The 20,175-nt window shown below is 54.3% G+C and carries 15 protein-coding genes and 1 CRISPR repeat array; of the genes, 5 read left to right on the forward strand and 10 right to left on the reverse strand.

Annotated elements, in window-relative coordinates; all coding sequences use genetic code 11:
* Positions 1-530: 530 nt before the first annotated feature.
* From ACZ52Z_RS15240 to ACZ52Z_RS15255, 4 genes are all read left to right on the forward strand, one after another.
* A complete protein-coding gene (locus ACZ52Z_RS15240; protein WP_464267630.1) occupies positions 531-1,961 on the forward strand; it encodes a hypothetical protein in 1,431 nt (476 codons plus the stop codon).
* A 12-nt stretch (positions 1,962-1,973) separates the two neighbouring features.
* Positions 1,974-2,684 carry a nuclease-related domain-containing protein gene (locus tag ACZ52Z_RS15245; RefSeq protein ID WP_464267631.1) on the forward strand — a complete coding sequence of 237 codons (711 nt, stop codon included), beginning with the start codon at positions 1,974-1,976 and terminating at the stop codon, positions 2,682-2,684.
* 144 nt (positions 2,685-2,828) lie between these two features.
* Positions 2,829-3,986 (forward strand): iron-containing alcohol dehydrogenase, encoded by a 1,158-nt coding sequence (locus ACZ52Z_RS15250; protein WP_464267632.1) that lies wholly within the window; start codon positions 2,829-2,831, stop codon positions 3,984-3,986.
* 15 nt (positions 3,987-4,001) lie between these two features.
* Positions 4,002-5,783, forward strand: a complete 1,782-nt coding sequence (locus ACZ52Z_RS15255) for an aldehyde ferredoxin oxidoreductase family protein (RefSeq protein WP_464267633.1) — start codon at positions 4,002-4,004, stop codon at positions 5,781-5,783.
* A 511-nt stretch (positions 5,784-6,294) separates the two neighbouring features.
* Here the strand turns inward: ACZ52Z_RS15255 and phnE (ACZ52Z_RS15260) are convergent.
* The 5 genes from phnE (ACZ52Z_RS15260) to ACZ52Z_RS15280 form a co-directional block, all read right to left on the reverse strand.
* Positions 6,295-7,095: a phosphonate ABC transporter, permease protein PhnE gene (gene phnE / locus ACZ52Z_RS15260; protein WP_464267634.1), complete on the reverse strand. Its 801-nt coding sequence runs from the start codon at positions 7,093-7,095 to the stop codon at positions 6,295-6,297.
* Positions 7,092-7,883, reverse strand: coding sequence for a phosphonate ABC transporter, permease protein PhnE (gene phnE, locus ACZ52Z_RS15265; RefSeq protein ID WP_464267635.1), 792 nt, complete (start codon positions 7,881-7,883; stop codon positions 7,092-7,094). The genes phnE (ACZ52Z_RS15260) and phnE (ACZ52Z_RS15265) overlap by 4 nt, the downstream gene beginning before the upstream one ends.
* Positions 7,880-8,656, reverse strand: a complete 777-nt coding sequence (phnC, locus tag ACZ52Z_RS15270; protein ID WP_464267636.1) for a phosphonate ABC transporter ATP-binding protein — start codon at positions 8,654-8,656, stop codon at positions 7,880-7,882. The genes phnE (ACZ52Z_RS15265) and phnC overlap by 4 nt, the downstream gene beginning before the upstream one ends.
* Positions 8,657-8,746: 90 nt before the next feature.
* Positions 8,747-9,763 (reverse strand): phosphate/phosphite/phosphonate ABC transporter substrate-binding protein, encoded by a 1,017-nt coding sequence (gene phnD / locus ACZ52Z_RS15275; protein WP_464270805.1) that lies wholly within the window; start codon positions 9,761-9,763, stop codon positions 8,747-8,749.
* Between the two features lie 133 nt (positions 9,764-9,896).
* Complete coding sequence (locus ACZ52Z_RS15280; protein WP_464267637.1) at positions 9,897-11,228, reverse strand: sn-glycerol-1-phosphate dehydrogenase; 1,332 nt, start codon at positions 11,226-11,228, stop codon at positions 9,897-9,899.
* A 314-nt stretch (positions 11,229-11,542) separates the two neighbouring features.
* Here ACZ52Z_RS15280 and rtcA point away from each other — a divergent pair, with 314 nt between their 5' ends.
* A complete protein-coding gene (gene rtcA, locus ACZ52Z_RS15285) occupies positions 11,543-12,580 on the forward strand; it encodes an RNA 3'-terminal phosphate cyclase (RefSeq protein WP_464267638.1) in 1,038 nt (345 codons plus the stop codon).
* 473 nt (positions 12,581-13,053) lie between these two features.
* Here the strand turns inward: rtcA and trhA are convergent, their stop codons facing one another.
* The 5 genes from trhA to rhuM form a co-directional block, all read right to left on the reverse strand.
* Positions 13,054-13,722: a PAQR family membrane homeostasis protein TrhA gene (gene trhA, locus ACZ52Z_RS15290; protein WP_464267639.1), complete on the reverse strand. Its 669-nt coding sequence runs from the start codon at positions 13,720-13,722 to the stop codon at positions 13,054-13,056.
* Between the two features lie 210 nt (positions 13,723-13,932).
* A CRISPR array of direct repeats spans positions 13,933-17,032; the repeat unit is 31 nt; unit sequence GTTTCAATCCACGCCCCCGTGAAGGGGCGAC.
* Positions 17,033-17,205: 173 nt separating this feature from the next.
* Positions 17,206-17,496 (reverse strand): CRISPR-associated endonuclease Cas2, encoded by a 291-nt coding sequence (gene cas2 / locus ACZ52Z_RS15295; RefSeq protein ID WP_464267640.1) that lies wholly within the window; start codon positions 17,494-17,496, stop codon positions 17,206-17,208.
* A gap of 3 nt (positions 17,497-17,499) precedes the next feature.
* Entirely contained in the window at positions 17,500-18,528 is a 1,029-nt protein-coding gene (cas1c, locus tag ACZ52Z_RS15300; protein ID WP_464267641.1) for a type I-C CRISPR-associated endonuclease Cas1c, read from the reverse strand.
* 2 nt (positions 18,529-18,530) lie between these two features.
* Positions 18,531-19,154 carry a CRISPR-associated protein Cas4 gene (gene cas4, locus ACZ52Z_RS15305; protein ID WP_464267642.1) on the reverse strand — a complete coding sequence of 208 codons (624 nt, stop codon included), beginning with the start codon at positions 19,152-19,154 and terminating at the stop codon, positions 18,531-18,533.
* On the reverse strand, positions 19,154-20,167 hold the full coding sequence (rhuM, locus tag ACZ52Z_RS15310; protein ID WP_464267643.1) for a RhuM family protein: 1,014 nt from the start codon (positions 20,165-20,167) through the stop codon (positions 19,154-19,156). The genes cas4 and rhuM overlap by 1 nt, the downstream gene beginning before the upstream one ends.
* Positions 20,168-20,175 lie beyond the last annotated feature (8 nt).

A 20,175-nucleotide genomic window follows, 5' to 3' on the forward strand; every position in this document is an offset into this window, starting at 1 on the left:
TTTGCATCGATGTGGTTATGCATCGATGTGATGCTTTTGTGCATGTAGAGAAGAATGTTGTTTCTCTCCGGGTGGATGCATCTTCTTCTGTATAAACTTTTCCCGATTAGTGATGCCTATGCGCATCGTTTACGTAGCAATCTGACATCCGCTGGTAACGTCTGTCGATCTTTTCCTGCACAGTTTTCCCTCATCCATTCGTTTATTCCTCACTCACAGTGGACGGTGCTTCCTTTCCTTTTCGTGATACGGCTTCGGTTATATATAACCTCATGAAATACTATGTGATTTAATGCGTAAATCTTTGGTTGATGATGGTGAAGTGGGTCTCTCAGTCAACGCCAAATCAAGAGGTGGAGGCCGGCCGGGATGTGCTCAAATACATATTTTTCAATGCCTCCAACCTGTTCGGCCCGTATATTGCTTGGTCCAGTGTACGTACCATTGGTTCGATCGGTCGAAAATCTGCGCAGAGATTGAAGAAAAATTGGAGTAGTACGATTTCACTGTTGAAGAGGAGGAAAGAGTAAATGAGGCAAAAAAGAGAGTATGGTGAAAGGCAACCGGGCATCCGCATGGGCCTTTTGACCCTTCGCCTACCGTTTATCCACTACCGTTTTGAAGTTGCCGATTACCTGCAGGGATTATTAATGTGCACAGTGTGTCTGGCCATTATACCCGTCCTGACAGGTAAGCTGGGCATGTCGTTTGAAGTTGCGCTGGCCATTGTCATTCTTAATGGAACCCTCTATCTTGCGCACATTACCTTTGGCGATCCGGTTATACCCGGATGGATAACCCCTGCCATCCCCTTACTGATAGCCTATGTGGAGACCTTTGCACCAGGGGTTGAGCGGATGCAGGCGCTGGTCGCCTTTCAACTGACCTTTGGGATTTTCTGCGTCTTTCTCGGTGTAACCGGGCTGGCGCGAAGGTTTGTCTCGCTTATACCCAATGCGGTCCAGTCAGCTATCCTGCTGGGTGCGGGCTTTTCTGCGGTCATGCTGGTGTTCAAGCCGGGTGAGGGCTTAAAAAGTTTTGACTCAAACCCGTGGACTATCACCATTTGTATAGGCATTGCCTTTTACCTGCTGTTTTCTGAGCATTTCAAAAAGCTCAGACGGCAGAACAAGTGGATGTACTACCTCGGTAACCTGGGGATGATGCCCGCCCTGGCCCTGGCTATTTTTGTCGGTCCGCTTCTTGGTGAACTTGCCTGGCCAACCTATGACAGCGGCATTTTCACCCACCCGGACTTTTCCACCCTGTTTAAAGAGTTTACAGTTCTCGGAGCTATTCCTTTTCCGCCGCTGAAGATGTTTATCACCGGCCTGCCCATGGTGATCAGCTCGTACGTGGTTGTGTTTGGCGATGTTATCCAGTCACAGGCACTGCTTGACGATGCCCAGAAGTACCGCCCGGATGAAGATATCAACTACAACCCGAACCGTTCCCATGTCATTTTCGGGGCTCGAAACTCCATTATGAGTATCGTCGGTCCGGATATTTCCATGTGCGGACCGCTGTGGGCGGCGATGCAGGTGGTGGTTTGTGAACGGTATAAACACGGACCGAAAGCCATGGAATCCATTATCGGTGGTGCTGGCTCGTTCCGCTTCGGTACATGGACCGGATATTTCCTCGCACCGATCGTGTCGACGGTGAAACCGATCCTTGGTGTCGGCCTGGCCTCCACCATGCTTATTCAGGGGTATGTGAGTGTCAGAGTTGGAGTGTTAAAATCTCGTAGTTTCAATGACCTGGGTATTGCAGGCGTAGCCGGAGCGATCCTGGCGACTCGTGGAGCGGCCTGGGGGCTGGGGTCGGCCATTATTCTGACCACTCTGATTTATATCAGCAGCCGTTCAAAGGCCTATGAAAAAGAAGAACCTGTATTTCCCTGTGACTCGCCGGATAGGATCGCCAAGGAAATCGAAGAAATAATGAAAGAAGAGCAATAAAAGGTATGGCTCATGGCCCATATTGTCGGTGAACAAAAGCAATCTACCAGGCGTGTCCCGAGCACCCACCTGTTTTTACTCATTGTTGTTGCAATGGCGTTAATCGGGTTCATGCTGCACCCGGCGGATAGCTGGAGGGATAACATCCTCTCTATGCTGGGGACCGTGGTGGTGATTCTCGTAATTGTGGGGTTTGCCTTGAACAAGGTGGATCCAATGGCCTGGAAACAGATCTTTCAGCGTCAGGAGTATGAACGCCTCGTTCGTGCTGACCGTAGTATTTTTGATCAGCTACAGTCCCTGAACAATCATTATTTCATTCTTCATGACTTCAACTTCGAACTGCTCCATGTTGATTTTCTTGTCCTCGGTCCGCAGGGAATTTTTGTTATCAGCAAGACCACCTCTCCCGAAAAACTGCGGGTCGAGGACAAGATCCTGATGGCGGGTACGGTTTCCCTGCAAAAACAGACCGGCAGCTTATGGCGCATCTGCCACCTGGTTAGCATGGTGATAAAAAAGGGATATGACATCGACATCATGCCCAAGCCGATCCTCGTTGCAGCCGATGCGCACGAGGTAGCCGTGACCGAATACGACGGGATATCAATCGTTACACCGGATTCGCTCGTAGAGGAAATGAGTAAACACACCGATGAGACCATGCCTTTGGAACAGGTACATGGGTTTGCCGCCTACCTGGAAAAAAGATATTTCAGGTGAGCATGGCAAACCCTGACCACTACGAACACAACAGGTGGTCGGAGTCGCTTGTGCGCGGAGCCGGCCCCTACCTTCAGAGAATATATTGCCTACCGGGAGGGCCATGGATAATGGCTGCGAACATGGAAGGCGAGGAGAGACAGAATGTCAGAAATTACCCTGTTTAGAACAACAGAACGCATTGTCATGGGCGCTGGTTCCGTGAATACAGTTGCCCAGGAGTTACACAACCTGGGAGGGACCAAGCCACTGATCGTAACCGATCCAGGCCTGGTTTCTACCGGCATCATCGATACAATAGAAGGCATCCTGAATGAAGCAGGTATACCGTTTGTCCGTTTTGATAAAGTTGAGGCAGATCCCCGCTTTGAGCTGGTCGACGAGGTGGTTGATTTGGTTGAAGCTGAGGGTGCGGACTGCATCCTCGGTATCGGCGGCGGCTCCTCCTTGGATATCGCCAAGGTCGTATCGGTGATGGTTACCAACCCAGGCAGTGTTGAGGAGTATTTCGGTATTGACCTGATCAAGAACGCAGGCATCCCGCTTATCCTCATTCCCACCACCGCTGGAACAGGCAGTGAGGTCACCCCCATTGTCATTCTTTCCGACCACCACGAAAAGCTCAAAAAAGGCGTGGTCAGTTCCCACCTCTTTCCTGCCTGTGCACTGCTTGATCCGGAGTTGACGGTTGGACTGCCGCCTGCTGTTACCGCGGCCACAGGAATGGATGCACTGATTCACGCCATGGAGGCGTTCACTTCCATCAACGCCAATTCAACCACCGACATGCTGGCCACTAAGGCCATGGAGCTGATTTACAATAATATCAGGACAGCCTATGCCAACGGCAGTGATATCGCTGCGCGTGAAAAAATGCTGGAAGGAAGCATGCTGGCCGGTATGGCGTTCGCTAATGCCGGGGTAACTGCCGTGCATGCATTTGCTTATCCCATTGGTGCTGAGTTCCATATTCCCCACGGTATAGCTAACACCATTATGCTCACTCCGGTGATGGAGTTCAACCTTATCGGCAACCTGGAAAAATTTGCGCAGATTGCACGTATTTTCGGGGAAGGAAGCGATGATATGAGTTCGAGAAAACTGGCTGCGCTTGGTGTTTCAGCAGTCAGGGAACTCGCTGCAGATCTTAACGTGCCACAGCACTTGAGCGATTATAATGTCAAAGATGAAGATATTCCAATGTTGGCTGAAGGGGTATTGAAGGTTACCCGGCTGCTGGCCAACAACCCGCGAACACTGAAGCTTGAAGACGCCGAGGCGATTTATCGGCAAGTGCTTTAACGGGAAGGAGAGCAAATGTACGGATTTTATAACGCATTACTGAAAATTGACGTCACTGCGAAATCAATTGAGCGTCAGGAACTTCAGGATGACCTTCTTGCCAAGTACCTGGGGGGAAAAGGGCTGGCAACGCACCTGCTGTTGCAGCTTAACCCTCCCGGGGTTGATCCGTTGGGGCCGGATAATCATCTTATTATCACCACCGGGCCAGTGGCGGCGACTCGTGTTTGGGGATCCTGCAGGTACGGGGTGTTTACCAAGTCACCCCAGACCGGTTTTTATGCCGAGTCCTACTCAGGGGGAACGGTAGCTGAGTACATTGCCGCCACTGGATTTGATGCCATTGTGATTCACGGTTGTTCCGAAGAGCCGATATGGTTGGAGATTGCAGATAACACGATCCTTTTCCATCCGGCGGATGAGCTCCAGGGCCTGGAAACCTACGCCACCGAAGACTGGGTCAAGGAATGGATGCGGCAGAACCGGCCGGAGAACCCGCAGTGCGGTGTTTCGGTCGTTGGCCCTGCTGCGGAAAATTGGGTCAGTTTCGCCCTGATCGAAAACGATTACTGGCGTTCTGCCGGAAGAACCGGCGCTGGAGCGGTAATGGGGTCCAAGAACATCAAGGCTATCGCCTTTCGCGGCTCCAGCAAGGCCGAGGCTGCAGAGCCGGATACCATTGCCGCTTTTGCCAACCAGCTGGCGCAGGAGAGCAGAACCAACCCTGGAGTGAAGGCGTATAAAACCCACGGCACCCCGATGATGGTTGATCTGCTCAATGAAATGAAGGCTTTTCCAACGCGCTACTGGGCCAAAGGGCAGTCCGAGCACCGCGAGAGCATCAATGCCGCTGCATTGCACGAACGGTGCGAGGTAAAGCCCCATGCCTGCCGTAAGTGCTTCATGGCCTGCGGCAGACTGTCCACGGTCAAGGAGGGAAAACACAAAGGACTCACCGTTGAAGGACCGGAGTACGAGACCATTTATGCCTTTGGCGGTCTGTGCGAGGTCGATAATATCGAGGATATCCTTTATCTCAACGATGTGTGCGACCGCCTTGGCATGGATACCATTACCGCCGGCAATCTTGCCGGATTGGCCATCGAGGCAGCCCGACAGGGACGCATTGATCTGGGCCTGGATTACGGGGATACCAGTGCCATCGCTGAGCTGCTTCATGATATTGCCTATCGTCGCGGTCACGGGGCAGTGCTTGCTGACGGCATCAAAGTCGCAGCAGCACAGTGGGGTATGGCCGATCAGGCCATCCACGTCAAAGGGCTTGAACCACCCGGCTATGACCCACGGGTATTGAAAGGGATGGGCCTTTCCTATGGCACCTCGGACCGGGGGGCCTGCCACCTGCGGGCCACCTTCTATAAACCTGAAATTGCCGGAATGATTGACCCCGACCAGATCGAGGGTAAGTCGGAAATGTTCGCCGAATGGGAGGATCGCCTGACTTTTTTTGACGCCTTGATACTCTGCCGCTTCTATCGGGATATGTATCAATGGGACGAACTGGCAACCATGGTCCAGGGGACCACTGGCCTTGAGCTGGATGCCGACGACATGCGGGCGATTGCCCGTCGGATAACCGACAATACCCGCCTCTTTAATCTGCGCGAAGGATTGACCCCTGAGGATGACAAATTGCCAAAGCGTTTTTCCAAGGAAGTGTTGCCTGAAGCCGGCAAGGTGATCAGCGAGGAGGACATGCAGGTACTCCTGCAAAATTACTACAAGGTCAGGGGATGGGACGATCAGGGCGTTCCATCGTCGCCACCACAGGCGTAGGCTGTGGGCACAAGATGGGGGAGTCAGAATCGGGTTGTCTCATCTTGCCTCTGCCCGGCCAGCGAGACGGATGGGTAGTGTCAATGAATGGTCATCAGGTGTGGTGGTGAATTGAGGGTCATCCATCCGTTGGTCGGGAGGATCTGGAGGGCGAGAAGAATGCGCATTTCGGGAAGCGCCAGGGAATACATCAATAAAAAAGGAGGACACCTCACTCTCCGCCTGGAAAGTCACCATTCCAGCGGCGGGTGAGGCGCAGGGCGGCAGGTTATAACCCGCACCCCGGCGGTCAGCCTGGGGAAACCATCACAGCAGGAGCGTTACCATCGTTTGCGTGTGGACGGTATTACCGTCTGGTATGCATTTGATATACAAACCGACCCCGACCAGGTTGCCGTCTTCCTCAAAAAAAGGTGGCTGTTTCATGAACTCGTGGCGCGTGGTATCGACGCCTTGGTGGTCAGTTCATGAATCGTACAAGCTGACCGTGCGGCCCATCAATGCAGTCGGCTCAGATGATCCGCATCCTGATCCTGGTGACCAGCAGCTCGGCCAGGATGACCACGGTAAAGATGGCGAGCAGGATCACCGAGACCCGGTCCCAGTGAAAGAGGTTAAGGGCGGTGTCCAGTACCATGCCGATTCCGCCGGCACCCACCAGGCCGATTACCGCTGATTCCCGCACATTGATATCCCACCTGAAGAGAAAGATGGCCCAGAACGCCGGGGCCACCTGAGGCCAGTACCCCTTGAGAAAGGTCGAAATCCACGGAGCCCCGGCAGCCGAGAGCGCCTCGACCGGGCCCGGGTTGACCTCTTCCAGGGCCTCGGCAAAGAGCTTACCCACAAAACCCACCGAACGAAAACCGATACAGACCGTGCCGGCCAGCGGACCGGGCCCGAAGATGGCCACGAACAGCAGCGCCCACACCAGTGAGTTGACCGAACGCGAGGAAACCAGGATCAGCTTGGCCAGCCAGTTGAGCACCGGGAAGTGGACGATGTTGTTGGCCCCCATGATCCCCACCGGTACCGCCATGACTACCGCCAGCAGGGTGCCCAGGGTGGCGATATGGAGGGTCTCCACCAGGGAGTGGTGAATCCCTTGAGGATAGTAGGCCAGGTCCATGGGCCACATCCTGGTCAGCAGGTCCGAGATCTGGGTAGGTGCGTCGTAGAGGAACTCAGGGATAACCTCCACCGTGCGCATGGATACCGAAAGGGCGACGGCAAAGCCGAGAAAGACGGCAAAGCGAGCCAGCCGCTCGTTCGGGGTAAATCGATGCCATTGGCGGGATGCGGTACTACTCATTGGAAGACCTTTTTAATCTGTACGGAAATAAACTCACTGACCATGACCAGGGCGATGATCGAGATCAGGATCGCGGCCAGGAAGTCATAGTCGAATCGCTGAAAGGCGGCGAACAGGGTGCCGCCGATCCCGCCGGCACCGACGATCCCCACCATGGTCGAGTTCCTGAGGTTGGCGTCGAGTTGATAAGAAGAAAACCCGATAAAACGGTTGAGCACCTGGGGCAGAACCGCGTACATGATCACGCTGATAAAGGGTGCCCCTGCCGCCCGCAACGCTTCCAGCGGCTTGAGGGAGATCTCCTCAATGGCCTCGGCAAACAGTTTGCCGATAAAGCCGATGGAGGCGAAGATGAGGGTCAGGATCCCGGCCAGCGGGCCGAATCCCACCGCCTTGACAAACAGGATGGCAAAGATCACCGGATGAAACGAGCGGCACAGGGCAATAAAGGTCCGTGCCGGCCAGGTGACCCATGCGGGCATCAGGTTGCGTGCCGCCAGCAGGCCAACCGGCAGAGAAAACAGCACCCCGAAGGCCGAGGCGATGATCGCGATCTCAATGGTCTCGAGCAGGTTCTCCACCAGCAGCTTCCACCGGGAAAAATCCACTGGAACCATCTCGCTTAAAAAGGTGTAGCCGTTTCCCAGTCCTGCAATGAAACGGGTCCAGGAGACGTCCAGGTAATTGGCGGCGTAAAGGGCATAGAGCACTGCCAGCAGCCAGCCGATCCGGACCCACCAGTTGGGGGCAAACGGGCTTGGACGGGGAGTGTTGGATGTTGAGCTCATTGCAGCCAGTCCTCGCCTCCGTAAATTTCCTTGAGATGCTCATTGGTCAGCTCGGCCGGTGGGCCGTCATAGACTATGCCCCCTTTGGAGAGCCCTATCACCCGCGAGGTGAACCGCTTGGCCAGTTCCACATCGTGGATGTTGATGATCAGCGGGATGTTGTTGGCCTCGGACAGGGAGACCAGCAGCTCCATAATCTCGACGCTGGTTTTGGGGTCCAGGGAGGAGGTCGGTTCATCAGCCAGGAGCACGTGGGGCTGCTGCATGATGGCTCGGGCTATCCCCACCCGCTGGCGCTGGCCGCCGGAGAGGCTGTCAGCCCGCTGCCGGAAGAAATCGGTGAGCCCGATGGCATCGAGTAGATCAAAGGCCCGATCAATATCAGCCTGCGGATACTTGCGCAGCCACGCCCGCCAAGGTGGCACGTAACCCAGGCGGCCGCTGAGGATGTTTTCCATCACCGATAGCCGCTCAACCAGGTTGAACTCCTGGAACACCATGCCGATCTTGCGCCGTGCCTCGCGCAGGCGGCGGCCGGAGAGTCTGGTGATGTTTTCACCGCTGATCCATACACTGCCACCGGTAGGCGGGATAAGCTTGTTGACGCAGCGGATGAGGGTACTCTTGCCGGTGCCCGAGGGGCCGATGATGGCCACCGAGTTGTTGCCCACCACCTCAAAGCTGATGTCGTGGAGGACCGGTTTGCCGGGGACGTATTCTTTTTTCAGGTTTTCGATGCGGATCGATCGTTCTGTACGAGGTTCAGTGGTCATGTCGTTGTACTGCAATCAGAGAGCTGGGGAATGGGTATCCGGTAAGGGGGCGCAGCCCCCTGAGGGGCTGCATGATATTATATCCGGAGCTTACTGTGTTTTTGCCTTCTTCTTGGCGGCTTTGGCCGCATCTTTTTCCGCCATCTTCTTCAGGCCCGCCTGGTTATAGGAGGTACCGGTGGATTCGGCGATGTCGCGGATGACCTTCCAATCTTCCTTGTAGGTGATCGGGTAGAAACGGTCGGCCTTGCCGAAGGTCTCCTGCATTTCCGGGGTGAAGCGGTAGGAGTAGAAGGCATCGACGATCTTTTTCACCAGATCCGGGTGCAGGTTGTGCGCATACCCGAAAGAAGAGGTGGGGAATTTGGGGCTGGTGAAGACAATCTTGAACTCGTCGGCATTGATCCGCCCTGCTTCGGCCATCCGGTTATAGACGTCGGAAGCCACCGGGGCCGCGTCGTAGTCACCGTGGGCAACGCCGAGGATGGACTGGTCATGCTTACCGGAGTAGACAACCGTGTAATCCTCGTCCGGGACGATGCCGTGCTGCGGGAAAATGGCCCGGGGAGCAAGGTTGCCGGAGTTGGAGGAGGCAGAGGTGTGGGCGATGCGCTTGCCTTTGATGTCCGCAAGGGTGTTGATGCCGCTGTCCTTCTTGGTGACCACGATCAGGTTGTAGCCCTGGAATCCGTCCGGATAGCCCTTAACGGCAATGGGTACGTACCCGCCCAGGTTAACGGCAAAACCGGTTGGCCCGGTGGAGAAGCCGGCGATATGGAGCCGACCGGAACGAATCGCCTCCACCTCAGCCGCATTGGACTGCACGGTATAGTAGATCACTTTTTTCCCGGTTTTTTCCTCAAGATACTTCTGGAAGTCGGCAAAGGCGTCTTTGTAGACGGCTGGGTCTTCTACCGGGGTGTAGGTGAAGACGAGGGTATTGGGGTCTTTCCAGTCTTTAGGATCCTTGGGTGGATCAGCAACCAGGTCCATGTCTTCATCGCAGTACATCTCGTCCAGCGTACCGCGATTGGTGCACTCATCAGCGGCAATGGCCACGCCTGCAGTAAACAGGGCAGCCAGGGCCAACGTCAGTATCCTTTTCATCATTGTCTCTTCCTCTCTTGGATTAAATGAAAACTGCCATCACTCCTTCCACGCATCCCTGGATCGGTGAAATTCAGGGTATGGTAAAAACCGGCATACCGGTCATTCCCCTCTTGTTGTTCGGCCGGATCGACTAGCTCGCCAGCCACTGGTCTATCAGGGTATCCACCTGTTCCGGGATGATCCCGGTCATCACTGCCAGATCAAGGACGGTAAACCGCTGGCGCATCTGGTTGGCGTTCTGTACCGCCCGGGTAAAGAACGCCCGGGTAAGCGGTTGACGATTGCACTGGAGTTGAGCATAGCTGTGGGCTGCTCCGGCTGTCTGCAGGCAATGCTTCAGCCTTTGTGCACCAACCAGGTCCGGTTGGATAATTTCACGCAGCCTGTTCCAGTTGTCCCCTTGACCGAGAATGGTTGCGGCCTGTTCAAGGCGAGGTAATTTGGCGTGGTACTCCTTTTCCACCACCGGTGCCAGGCTTCCCCAGAAGCCGTGGTCAATGTGCTGGGGGACCGAGACAAAACGTGGCCGGTCCATGGCCAGCAGTCGTTCATAGATGGCAGCGGCCAGAATCGAACCAACTCCCACCTGGCGACCGTGCAGGTCGTGGTGGACACCGTCGCGGATGGCGATCATGTCCAGGGTGTGGGAGACCAAGTGCTCCCCGCCTGAGGCCGGGGAAGAGGTGCCGGTCATGGTCATGGCGATGGAAGAATAGAACAGGGCGGTAAACAGCGCCTCAATAGCTTCCGGTTTTCGGTCTCGGATGCCCTCAGGATTGTTGAGATAGATCGGTTCCAGGTCCTTGAGCAGGTCAACGGAGAATTGGCAGTAGTAATCGTTGAACAGGAATCGATTGAGTCGCCAGTCGGCAGAGCTGACCGATTTGGCGAGTACATCGCCCAAACCGGCAGCGGTCAGCCGCGAAGGGGCATCAGCAATCACTTGGGGATCGGCGAACATGGCCCGGCAAGCCTCGGCATGAAAGAGAACTTTCAGCCCGTCGATGGTGGCCGCCACATTGGCCGAGGCATAGCCGTTCATGGAGGCGGCAGTGGCGACGGCAATGTAGGGGGCGTTGCGCAGGAACGAGACCCATTTGACCAGATCGTTAATCACCCCGCTGCCAACCGCAATGTAGAGGTCAGCCTCCGGTGTGTTGGCCAGGAGATAATCGCGGGTGGCATCATCAGCTGCAGGAGATTCACCGGGAGGATCGGGGAGGATAAAGAGGTCGTGGGCAACTCCCTGTCGGTTGAGGCTGTCGGCGACCGCCTCGCCGGCTGCGGCATAGGTTCGGGTGTCGGAAATGAGTAGGACTTGCCCAGTTGGTACGAGTTCCCTGATGGCCCCGGAGAGGTCGGAAAAGGCCGAATCAGCATAGACAAATCGCCTGGTGGGAACGGTGTGCTGCCTGCCACAGGGGCAGTCAAAGGTGGTGCCGAGCAGTTGCGAACGATCCATGACGGTCAGGGTTTAAGGGAGAGAAGGTAGTGCCAGATCCATCACCTGTATACCTTGTGTACAGTAATAGGTGAATATATTTTTCCTTTGCAGGGAAAAAAATTTCATCCGCAACTGGAATCCGAGTATCCTGAAAGGTCAAGACCTTCATCGCGATCAGGTGGAAAATGGTTTCCTGCAACATCAACCCATTTGAACGGTCGTTTTCCAGGGGGAGTGGTATTCAACCCGTTTGAGGTTATGTAAACCGTGTGCTGCCCAAATACGTCCTGGTCAGCACATGGATACATCCAGGGCGAGCTGAGGAGCAGCAGGTGATTACTCTTGACGGATCTGTCGGCGAGGGGGGTGGTCAGGTAGTACGCACAGCGCTCAGCCTCGCGCTCGCCACCTGCCAGCCATTTCGTATCTGTAATATTAGGGCAAAAAGGAAAAAACCTGGATTGCTTGACCAGCATCTCACTGCCGTTCGGGCTGCAGCAGCTATCGGAACCGCCGAGGTGGAGGGGGCTGGCAAAGGAGCGTTGTCCCTCTCTTTTGCTCCCGCCGGCTTGCAGGCCGGTTTTTACCATTTTGATATCGGTACCGCCGGCAGCTGTATCCTGGTTCTGCAGGCCATACTGCCCGCGCTCATCGCTGCAGGAGGAGCATCAACAGTGGTGTTGGAAGGAGGGACCCACAATCCCTTTGCCCCGACCTTTGATTTTTTGTATCGGACCTTTCTCCCCTTACTCAACCGGATGGGAATGCGGGTGAAGGCCACTCTGGAGTGGCCAGGTTTTTACCCACGGGGCGGAGGACGTATCCGGGTCGCTATCGAGCCTGCTGCAGGGAGTGTGCCTCTGCAGCTGACCGAGTGCTCCAACCTTTCGTTTGCCACCAGCATCAGGTGTGCCGGTTTACCAGAGCATATCGCGCTTCGGGAGCTTGAGGTGATCCGGGAAAAATTGGAGATAGCAGAATCCGCTACCGAGATGACCTGTACCAGTGACCATGGACCGGGCAATGTGGTCAGCGTTTTTGCCGAGTCGGACCAGTTGACCGAAACCTTTACCGGCCATGGAAAAAAAGGGCGGAGGGCAGAAGCGGTGGCGACCGAGGTCGCTGCAGAGGCACTTGCCTACAGGGCTGCTGGTGTTCCGGTCGGCAGGTACCTTGCCGATCAACTCCTTGTTCCTCTGGTTTTGACCGGAGGAGGCACCTTTCTTACTGGTAAACCATCGAGCCACACCCTGACCAATGCAGCGGTTATTCGGCAGTTCTGCGGCGATGTGGTGCAGCTCGAGCAGGAAGGAGCAACCGTGTGGCGGGTGACGGTAAAGAGGGCAGACAGACCGGTTGAAGCTTTCTGAAGAGAATGGCTCCTAAAGGAAAAGCCCCCTGCAGGGTGTACGCGCCGACTGCAGGGGGCCAGGAAGCTGAGAGGAAGGTTTCGTTTCCCTCAACTATACGTATTGAATCACAGCAGGGGATGCAATACAAGCGACGAGCTAAAAAAAATGTTTTTAACTTGTTGAAGCTTCGTCACATTAGTTTCAATCCACGCTCCCGTGAAGGGGCGGCACCTCCGGTTCTATCTCAGTTTGTAGCCCAGGAAGGTGGTGAAAAAAGGCGTTTAGTGACCAGGAACAATGCCTGAACAATTCTCTCTTTCTGCTTTCGCCTGACCGATTCGATTTCTTTATGATGTAATTTGCACTACATGCTCCTCGTGGAGTCAATCAACATGCTGTTATGTAGAGTTTTTTCAGTATGTTTCAGGCGATCCGTTTGAGCAGAAAATGTCAAGCGAAGCCGCAACTCATCCACCGAAACAGCGGCAAGCTCAGCGGGCAATAACCGGAACGACATAAAGAAGAATGGAGAAAAACTGAAAAACGGTTCCCCCAAGAACAAAAAGATGCCAGATTGCATGATGAAAGGGGAGTGATTTCCACGTATAGAAGGGAAGACCAAGGGTGTAGCAGAGCCCTCCTATCAGCAACAACCACAAGCCACCGGGTGCGATCGTCGCAAGCATCGGTTTAGCTGCGATCACAATTAACCAGCCCATGGCCACATAAAGGCCGACAGTGATCCACCGCAGTCGCTTGGGTAAAAAAATCTCCAGCAATATACCCACGACAGCAAGACCCCAGACCGTACCAAAGATCGACCACCCCCAAGGGCCTCGCAGGCATACAAGGGTTATAGGCGTATAGGTCCCGGCGATCAGCAGAAATATAGAGGTATGGTCAAACACCCTGAAAACGGCCTTTGCCTTTTGCCCAGGAATGGCGTGGTACAGGGTCGAAGCGGTGTAGAGCAGGATCATCGTCCCGCTGTAGATACTGCACGAGACAATATGCCAGACAGAGCCAAAAGCACTGGCAAAAGCCGTGAGTACCCCCAATCCGGCAATAGAAAAGACAACACCTATGCCGTGGGTGATGCTGTTGGCAATCTCTTCGTACAGACTGTAACGAGGAAGTACAACCGCTCGGGGTTTCATCATTTACCTCTTCAGAGGGTGTGGCGGTAAAAAATTTTTATATCGCTGTGCCGTGTGGAGTTCAACTGTTTGGAATGAAATGGTAATTTTTTCTTCATGACAGGGGGGCGGGTAAAAAGCAAGGATTAGATGACAGCCCTCAAAAACAGGTACAATTTAAGACCCAAACTGTGAGCTGTCACGTCCTTGTTTTTTGTTTTAGGAGGACCAGTTGTTTCAATCCACGCCCCCGTGAAGGGGCGACTCCTGACTATGATATTTTTATCAAGGTTGCACCCGTTTCAATCCACGCCCCCGTGAAGGGGCGACCTGACATCCTTTACTCTCTTTACCGTGTTGTCGAGGTTTCAATCCACGCCCCCGTGAAGGGGCGACGAGTTTGCAGGTGACTTTGATGCATACCTTGCCTTGGTTTCAATCCACGCCCCCGTGAAGGGGCGACTGATCGCTCTGCCAGCGGTAAACCGCCTCTTTTTGTTTCAATCCACGCCCCCGTGAAGGGGCGACCCAGTGTTTCAAAAAAAACGCGTCAGTTACTAACTGTTTCAATCCACGCCCCCGTGAAGGGGCGACCATGGACCCGATAGCACTCGGTGTACTTACCCCGGTTTCAATCCACGCCCCCGTGAAGGGGCGACGGGCTTCCTGCATGCGGAAGGCCTTTGGATTCGGCGTTTCAATCCACGCCCCCGTGAAGGGGCGACCAGTCGCTGGCTGTTCGGTTGGCTTTGGGTGGTGTTTCAATCCACGCCCCCGTGAAGGGGCGACGACAACACTGTGCCTATCGGTATTGTTGGCTTGGTTTCAATCCACGCCCCCGTGAAGGGGCGACATCCCAACTACCACAAAACCCCGATGAACAGGAGGTTTCAATCCACGCCCCCGTGAAGGGGCGACGGGGTGCCCGAGGCGTCAAAGGCCAGGGTAGTGGTTTCAATCCACGCCCCCGTGAAGGGGCGACTGAGTTCTACAACCTTGTCGTAGATCCGGAGCAGTTTCAATCCACGCCCCCGTGAAGGGGCGACTCAAGAATTTTTTTATCTGGATCCTCCAGTTCATGTTTCAATCCACGCCCCCGTGAAGGGGCGACTACAGGCTGCCTGGTCCCAATCACCACTTCAAGGTTTCAATCCACGCCCCCGTGAAGGGGCGACGGGTAACTCGGTTAACCGGTTGGTCGTGCTCAGTGTTTCAATCCACGCCCCCGTGAAGGGGCGACCTCATCACCTTCACCTGTAATCTCAAACCGAAGCGGTTTCAATCCACGCCCCCGTGAAGGGGCGACCGATGGTAGTAACGGCTGGCTGGCAGCTCTCAAGTTTCAATCCACGCCCCCGTGAAGGGGCGACGCAGGTCAACGTCTATCTGGGGGGGGCGGCATGTTTCAATCCACGCCCCCGTGAAGGGGCGACCTATATATCCCCCCGTTTGGGCTGGGCCATAATGGAGTTTCAATCCACGCCCCCGTGAAGGGGCGACGCAACAACAGTTACTGCTCCAAGCTCTGTCTCTGTTTCAATCCACGCCCCCGTGAAGGGGCGACGTCGAGATGGCACACATTATACTGATAGTATTGGGTTTCAATCCACGCCCCCGTGAAGGGGCGACCATAGCTGCCCACCGCCCCGGTGGTATTGAGCGGTTTCAATCCACGCCCCCGTGAAGGGGCGACGTATTATCGATTGACAGTCAATGGTATAAACCATTGTTTCAATCCACGCCCCCGTGAAGGGGCGACAGATATCGGATACCCGTTCAGGTTTTAAGATTTGGTTTCAATCCACGCCCCCGTGAAGGGGCGACCTCGATCCCTCTGGAGGCCAGCAGGTAGGCATGCTCGTTTCAATCCACGCCCCCGTGAAGGGGCGACCAAGGCCTTTGGTGGCAACAGAGACAACGGTATTGTTTCAATCCACGCCCCCGTGAAGGGGCGACTGGCCTCCGCCATCGCCCCCGGCGGCAAGACCTGGTTTCAATCCACGCCCCCGTGAAGGGGCGACATAAAGGAGAAACAAAAATGGCAAAACTAACAAGTTTCAATCCACGCCCCCGTGAAGGGGCGACGTGGGGGATCGGATTATGATTGACACCATGCGACTAGTTTCAATCCACGCCCCCGTGAAGGGGCGACAACATATAAAGTGGGTCACTTTACAGTGATCAGCGTTTCAATCCACGCCCCCGTGAAGGGGCGACCATTTGTTTTTATGGCTTCCGTTATGTCTAAATCGTTTCAATCCACGCCCCCGTGAAGGGGCGACCCATGCTGCCGCGTATCTGGCAGGGAACCTCCACGTTTCAATCCACGCCCCCGTGAAGGGGCGACCCATGGCTCATTTGCCACTTCAGATCAGATAGAGGCGTTTCAATCCACGCCCCCGTGAAGGGGCGACTTTCCGCTGCATCATTGGCAGGGTATGTCGATCGGGAGGCGTTTCAATCCACGCCCCCGTGAAGGGGCGACCTCAAAGGCAAGATCCAGACAACCGAACAGGTGGGTTTCAATCCACGCCCCCGTGAAGGGGCGACTCCGGTGTATTCGCTACCATCAACGTCATGATGGGTTTCAATCCACGCCCCCGTGAAGGGGCGACGTGACTTGTAGGTGTCAAAGACCCACTGTTTCTTGTTTCAATCCACGCCCCCGTGAAGGGGCGACATTGTTGATAGCGTAAAAGGGATCGGAACAGAAATGTTTCAATCCACGCCCCCGTGAAGGGGCGACAACATGGACCCCATTGTTTTGGGTGTTTTGACTGTTTCAATCCACGCCCCCGTGAAGGGGCGACGCCTGTAATGTCCGATTATTCAATAGGACAAGAGGTTTCAATCCACGCCCCCGTGAAGGGGCGACAACGCCCAAAATACCCCCTATTTTCCTTTCTCTGGTTTCAATCCACGCCCCCGTGAAGGGGCGACAGTCATCAGTTGTCGCTGCTCCAGTATGTATAGCGGTTTCAATCCACGCCCCCGTGAAGGGGCGACATAATTTTGTTAAACGCTATCCTGATTATAACGAGTTTCAATCCACGCCCCCGTGAAGGGGCGACCGTTATCATCCCAAACCATATGCAAAACATAGGCGTTTCAATCCACGCCCCCGTGAAGGGGCGACACGTTATCATCCCAAACCATATGCAAAACATAGGCGTTTCAATCCACGCCCCCGTGAAGGGGCGACCACAAATACAGCGAGATGGCTACTTGAGCGCCGCAGTTTCAATCCACGCCCCCGTGAAGGGGCGACGTCATATAAAGCCCTGGGTAAAATGTCAATCCAATGTTTCAATCCACGCCCCCGTGAAGGGGCGACTGTCAATCCATATACTACCGAAAGGATTGAGTAAAAATGAATGGTTTTGCGAACCAATGATTGAGATATGGTTCACGCCTCGCTCCAACAAACAAAACAGGGTAAAACAAACGAAAAAACACCGTGCGCGAACCCCCCACTATTTTCTGTTTACGAGCGGTTCGCGCAGCAATCTAAATAATCAAAGGACCTTCCTGGTCCAATGCTTCCTTTGCACCAACGTGTTCGACTCTTTTTTGCCAGTTTGCACCGAGGAAATAGAAGCGGAGGCTGTCGGTATTTTCATCGATTTCGGCAATCAATTTTTCTCTCAGCGCCGTCCACTGCGCAGGGTCAACAATACATTCAAAAACGGAAAATTGGACTCGTTGGCCAAAATTTTTACATACTTTGGCAACTCGTCTCAGCCTCTTATTTCCACCGGGGTCAGTGGTGGCCACGTCATAACTCACCAGCACCATCATAGCTTACCTCCACAGCATCGGCGGATATCCATCAAGGTCTCCTCGCAGGTAGCGGGCCAACAGGAGCGCTTGGGTGTGGAACAGCAGCCCGATCGGCATCTTTTTTTTCAGAAACGGATGTTCCAGTACATCCTGCTTTCGTTTCTGATAGCTCACCAACAAGGTCTTGCGGGCATCGTCTTTCATTCGTACGCCACCGGCCTCGCTGATGATAAAGTCCTTGTCCTGTAATTGGCCGAGATTAACCAAGGACAGTGCCAGGCGATCTGCTAGAGGGCGGAATTCTTCCATCATATCCAGGGCGAGTCCTGGCCTTCCGGGGCGATCACGATGTAAAAAACCCACGGCAGGGTCAAGCCCGGTACATTCCAGGGCAGAGCGAATATCATGCATCAACAGGGTATACAGAAAGGACAGCAGACAGTTCATGCGATCAAGCGGTGGTCGTCTATTCCTCTCGCTGAAAGTGAAAGCATCTTTATTGCGGTTGACCAGATGATCGAAAACGGAAAAGTAGACGTGCGCCGCATCACCTTCAATGCCGCGCACCATGTCCAGATCAAGCTCACTTTTGAGACGCTGCAATGCAGCGCTGAGCCGGTCAATTGCCCCTTCCAGGGCAGGTGTGTCCGATTTATCCCCGTGATCCCGCACGGCACGACGAAGGACCGTTCTGCAGTTGGCAATTTTGCCGGTGACAAAGGCTCGGCTGAGTTGAGCAGCGACGTCAAGGTCGTCAGTCTTTCGGTACTGCTCACGCCTCAACAGCACATTACCGGAAACCGGTCCCTGCACTTTCGCCAGAAAGCGGCCGTTTTCCGTAAGAAAGGAGAGCGCCACATTGCGCTCACCACAGAATCCCATGAGAAAAGGACTGCAGCCGACATTGCCGAAACAGACTATGCCATCAAGGGTATGGGCAGGAATGCGCAGCTTAACCTCGCCATCTATTCGTACGGCAACCGTTTCCCCGTCTTTTGCGAGGTATGCGCCCTGGGTTGTAACAAAAAGCGTATTGAGGTGTTTCTTCATATTCAGTCCAGCTCGTTCAAGTACCTGGATACCGCATCCTTTTTCCCGGCTATTTCGGGGAGACAGGCTTCGAAAAAAGAGCAACTTTCACACCCCTTGCTGTATTTCGGGGGTGGTGTCCGGCGGTTATCCATAAGGGCGTGAACCTTGTTGGCGGTGGCAGCGGTCTCCCTGCGAAGTTCCTCATTAAACAGAACCTGCAGTCTTTTCTTCTTCTTTCCGTAATACAGGGCGCCTGCCGGTACATCGACCCCTAATATCTCCTCCAAACACATGCCTTGGGCACAGAGTTGCACCCGGTCAACGTTATCTTTCTTGGGACGGCCACGTTTGTACTCCACCGGAAAAGGTTGCCAGACTCCGTCGTCCTGGAGGTGGAATTCAACAATATCAGCCCGTCCCACCACACCGAGCTGAAGTGAACGAACCGGTACATCAAACTCCACTTTGATCCTTCGGCGGGACTCCTTCCCTGCTGTATGGACCCGCTCATGCAACACCCTGCCCTCAGCGGTATATATGTTCTCGGTCCACTGCTGTTCAATGTGGATCAAGGCACACTGCCGGGGACAGTACAGATAATGCTGCAGGGCTGAGATCATGACCAAATCATCTTCAGCGTACATTACACCACGGTCCCCTTGCTCTCGGCTAACAGGTTAACAATCAACCTGATCAGGATGTCCTTCTGGGATGGATCACTGGTAGCGGTGAGCAAAGTCAGCGCAACCAGGGTGTTGCTGTCCAGCCGCATGGTAGGCAGCAGGTCGTTCTGCTCCAGGAACAATAGGAACAGGAAAGTGCCTATCCGCTTATTGCCGTCAGTAAACGGATGATCCTTGATGATAAAGTACAGGAGGTGGGCTGCTTTCTCCTCCTGGCTCGGATACAGATCATGTCCGCCGAAGGTCTGGAAAATTGAGCCGAGAATGCCTGCCAGTTGACCATCGCGCTCGTTGCCGAACAGCTGGGTGGCTTCACCCTTTTCCGACAACTCTTTTTTCAAGAGCGAGATGGCCTGGCGAACTGAGGTGAGGGCAAGGGGAGTGCTTTCCTTCGATTCCCCTGCAGGTGCAGGCAGGGTATTTTCATCATATTGCAGCAGGAGTCGCCAGGTACTGGCATAGCCTGTAATAATCTGCAGCACAGATCGCCCCTCATCACTGACCAGCTGATGCTCCTGTAGGGTGTTGGCAAGCAGTGCCAGTACCTGCTGTGCTTCGGCAAGACCTTTCTCGGCAAGGCGTTGCTGATTAACGGTGAAACCTTGAACCAGGTGTTCTTTTAATACCCTGGTGGCCCAGATGCGAAAATGAGTGCCGCGTTTGGAATTCACGCGATAGCCAACCGATATTATCGCATCAAGATTATACCATTCAATATTCCTGGTGACTGGCCGCTTCCCCTCAACCTGAACCGTTGCATTTTTTGCAACAGTTGATTTTTTTTCTAGTTCACCGGTTGTATATATATTTCTCAGGTGCCTTGAGATAACGGATTTATCTCTGTCAAAGACTTCCGCCATCTGGTTAAGGGTCAGCCAGACAGTTTCACCCGCAAGGCGAACAGTTACGCCTTCACTCCCCTCATTCAATTCATAAAGTAGAATTTGGCCTTTATCAAAAACGATTTGTGCCACAATTTCTT

The organism is Desulfogranum aggregans (assembly GCF_055398265.1).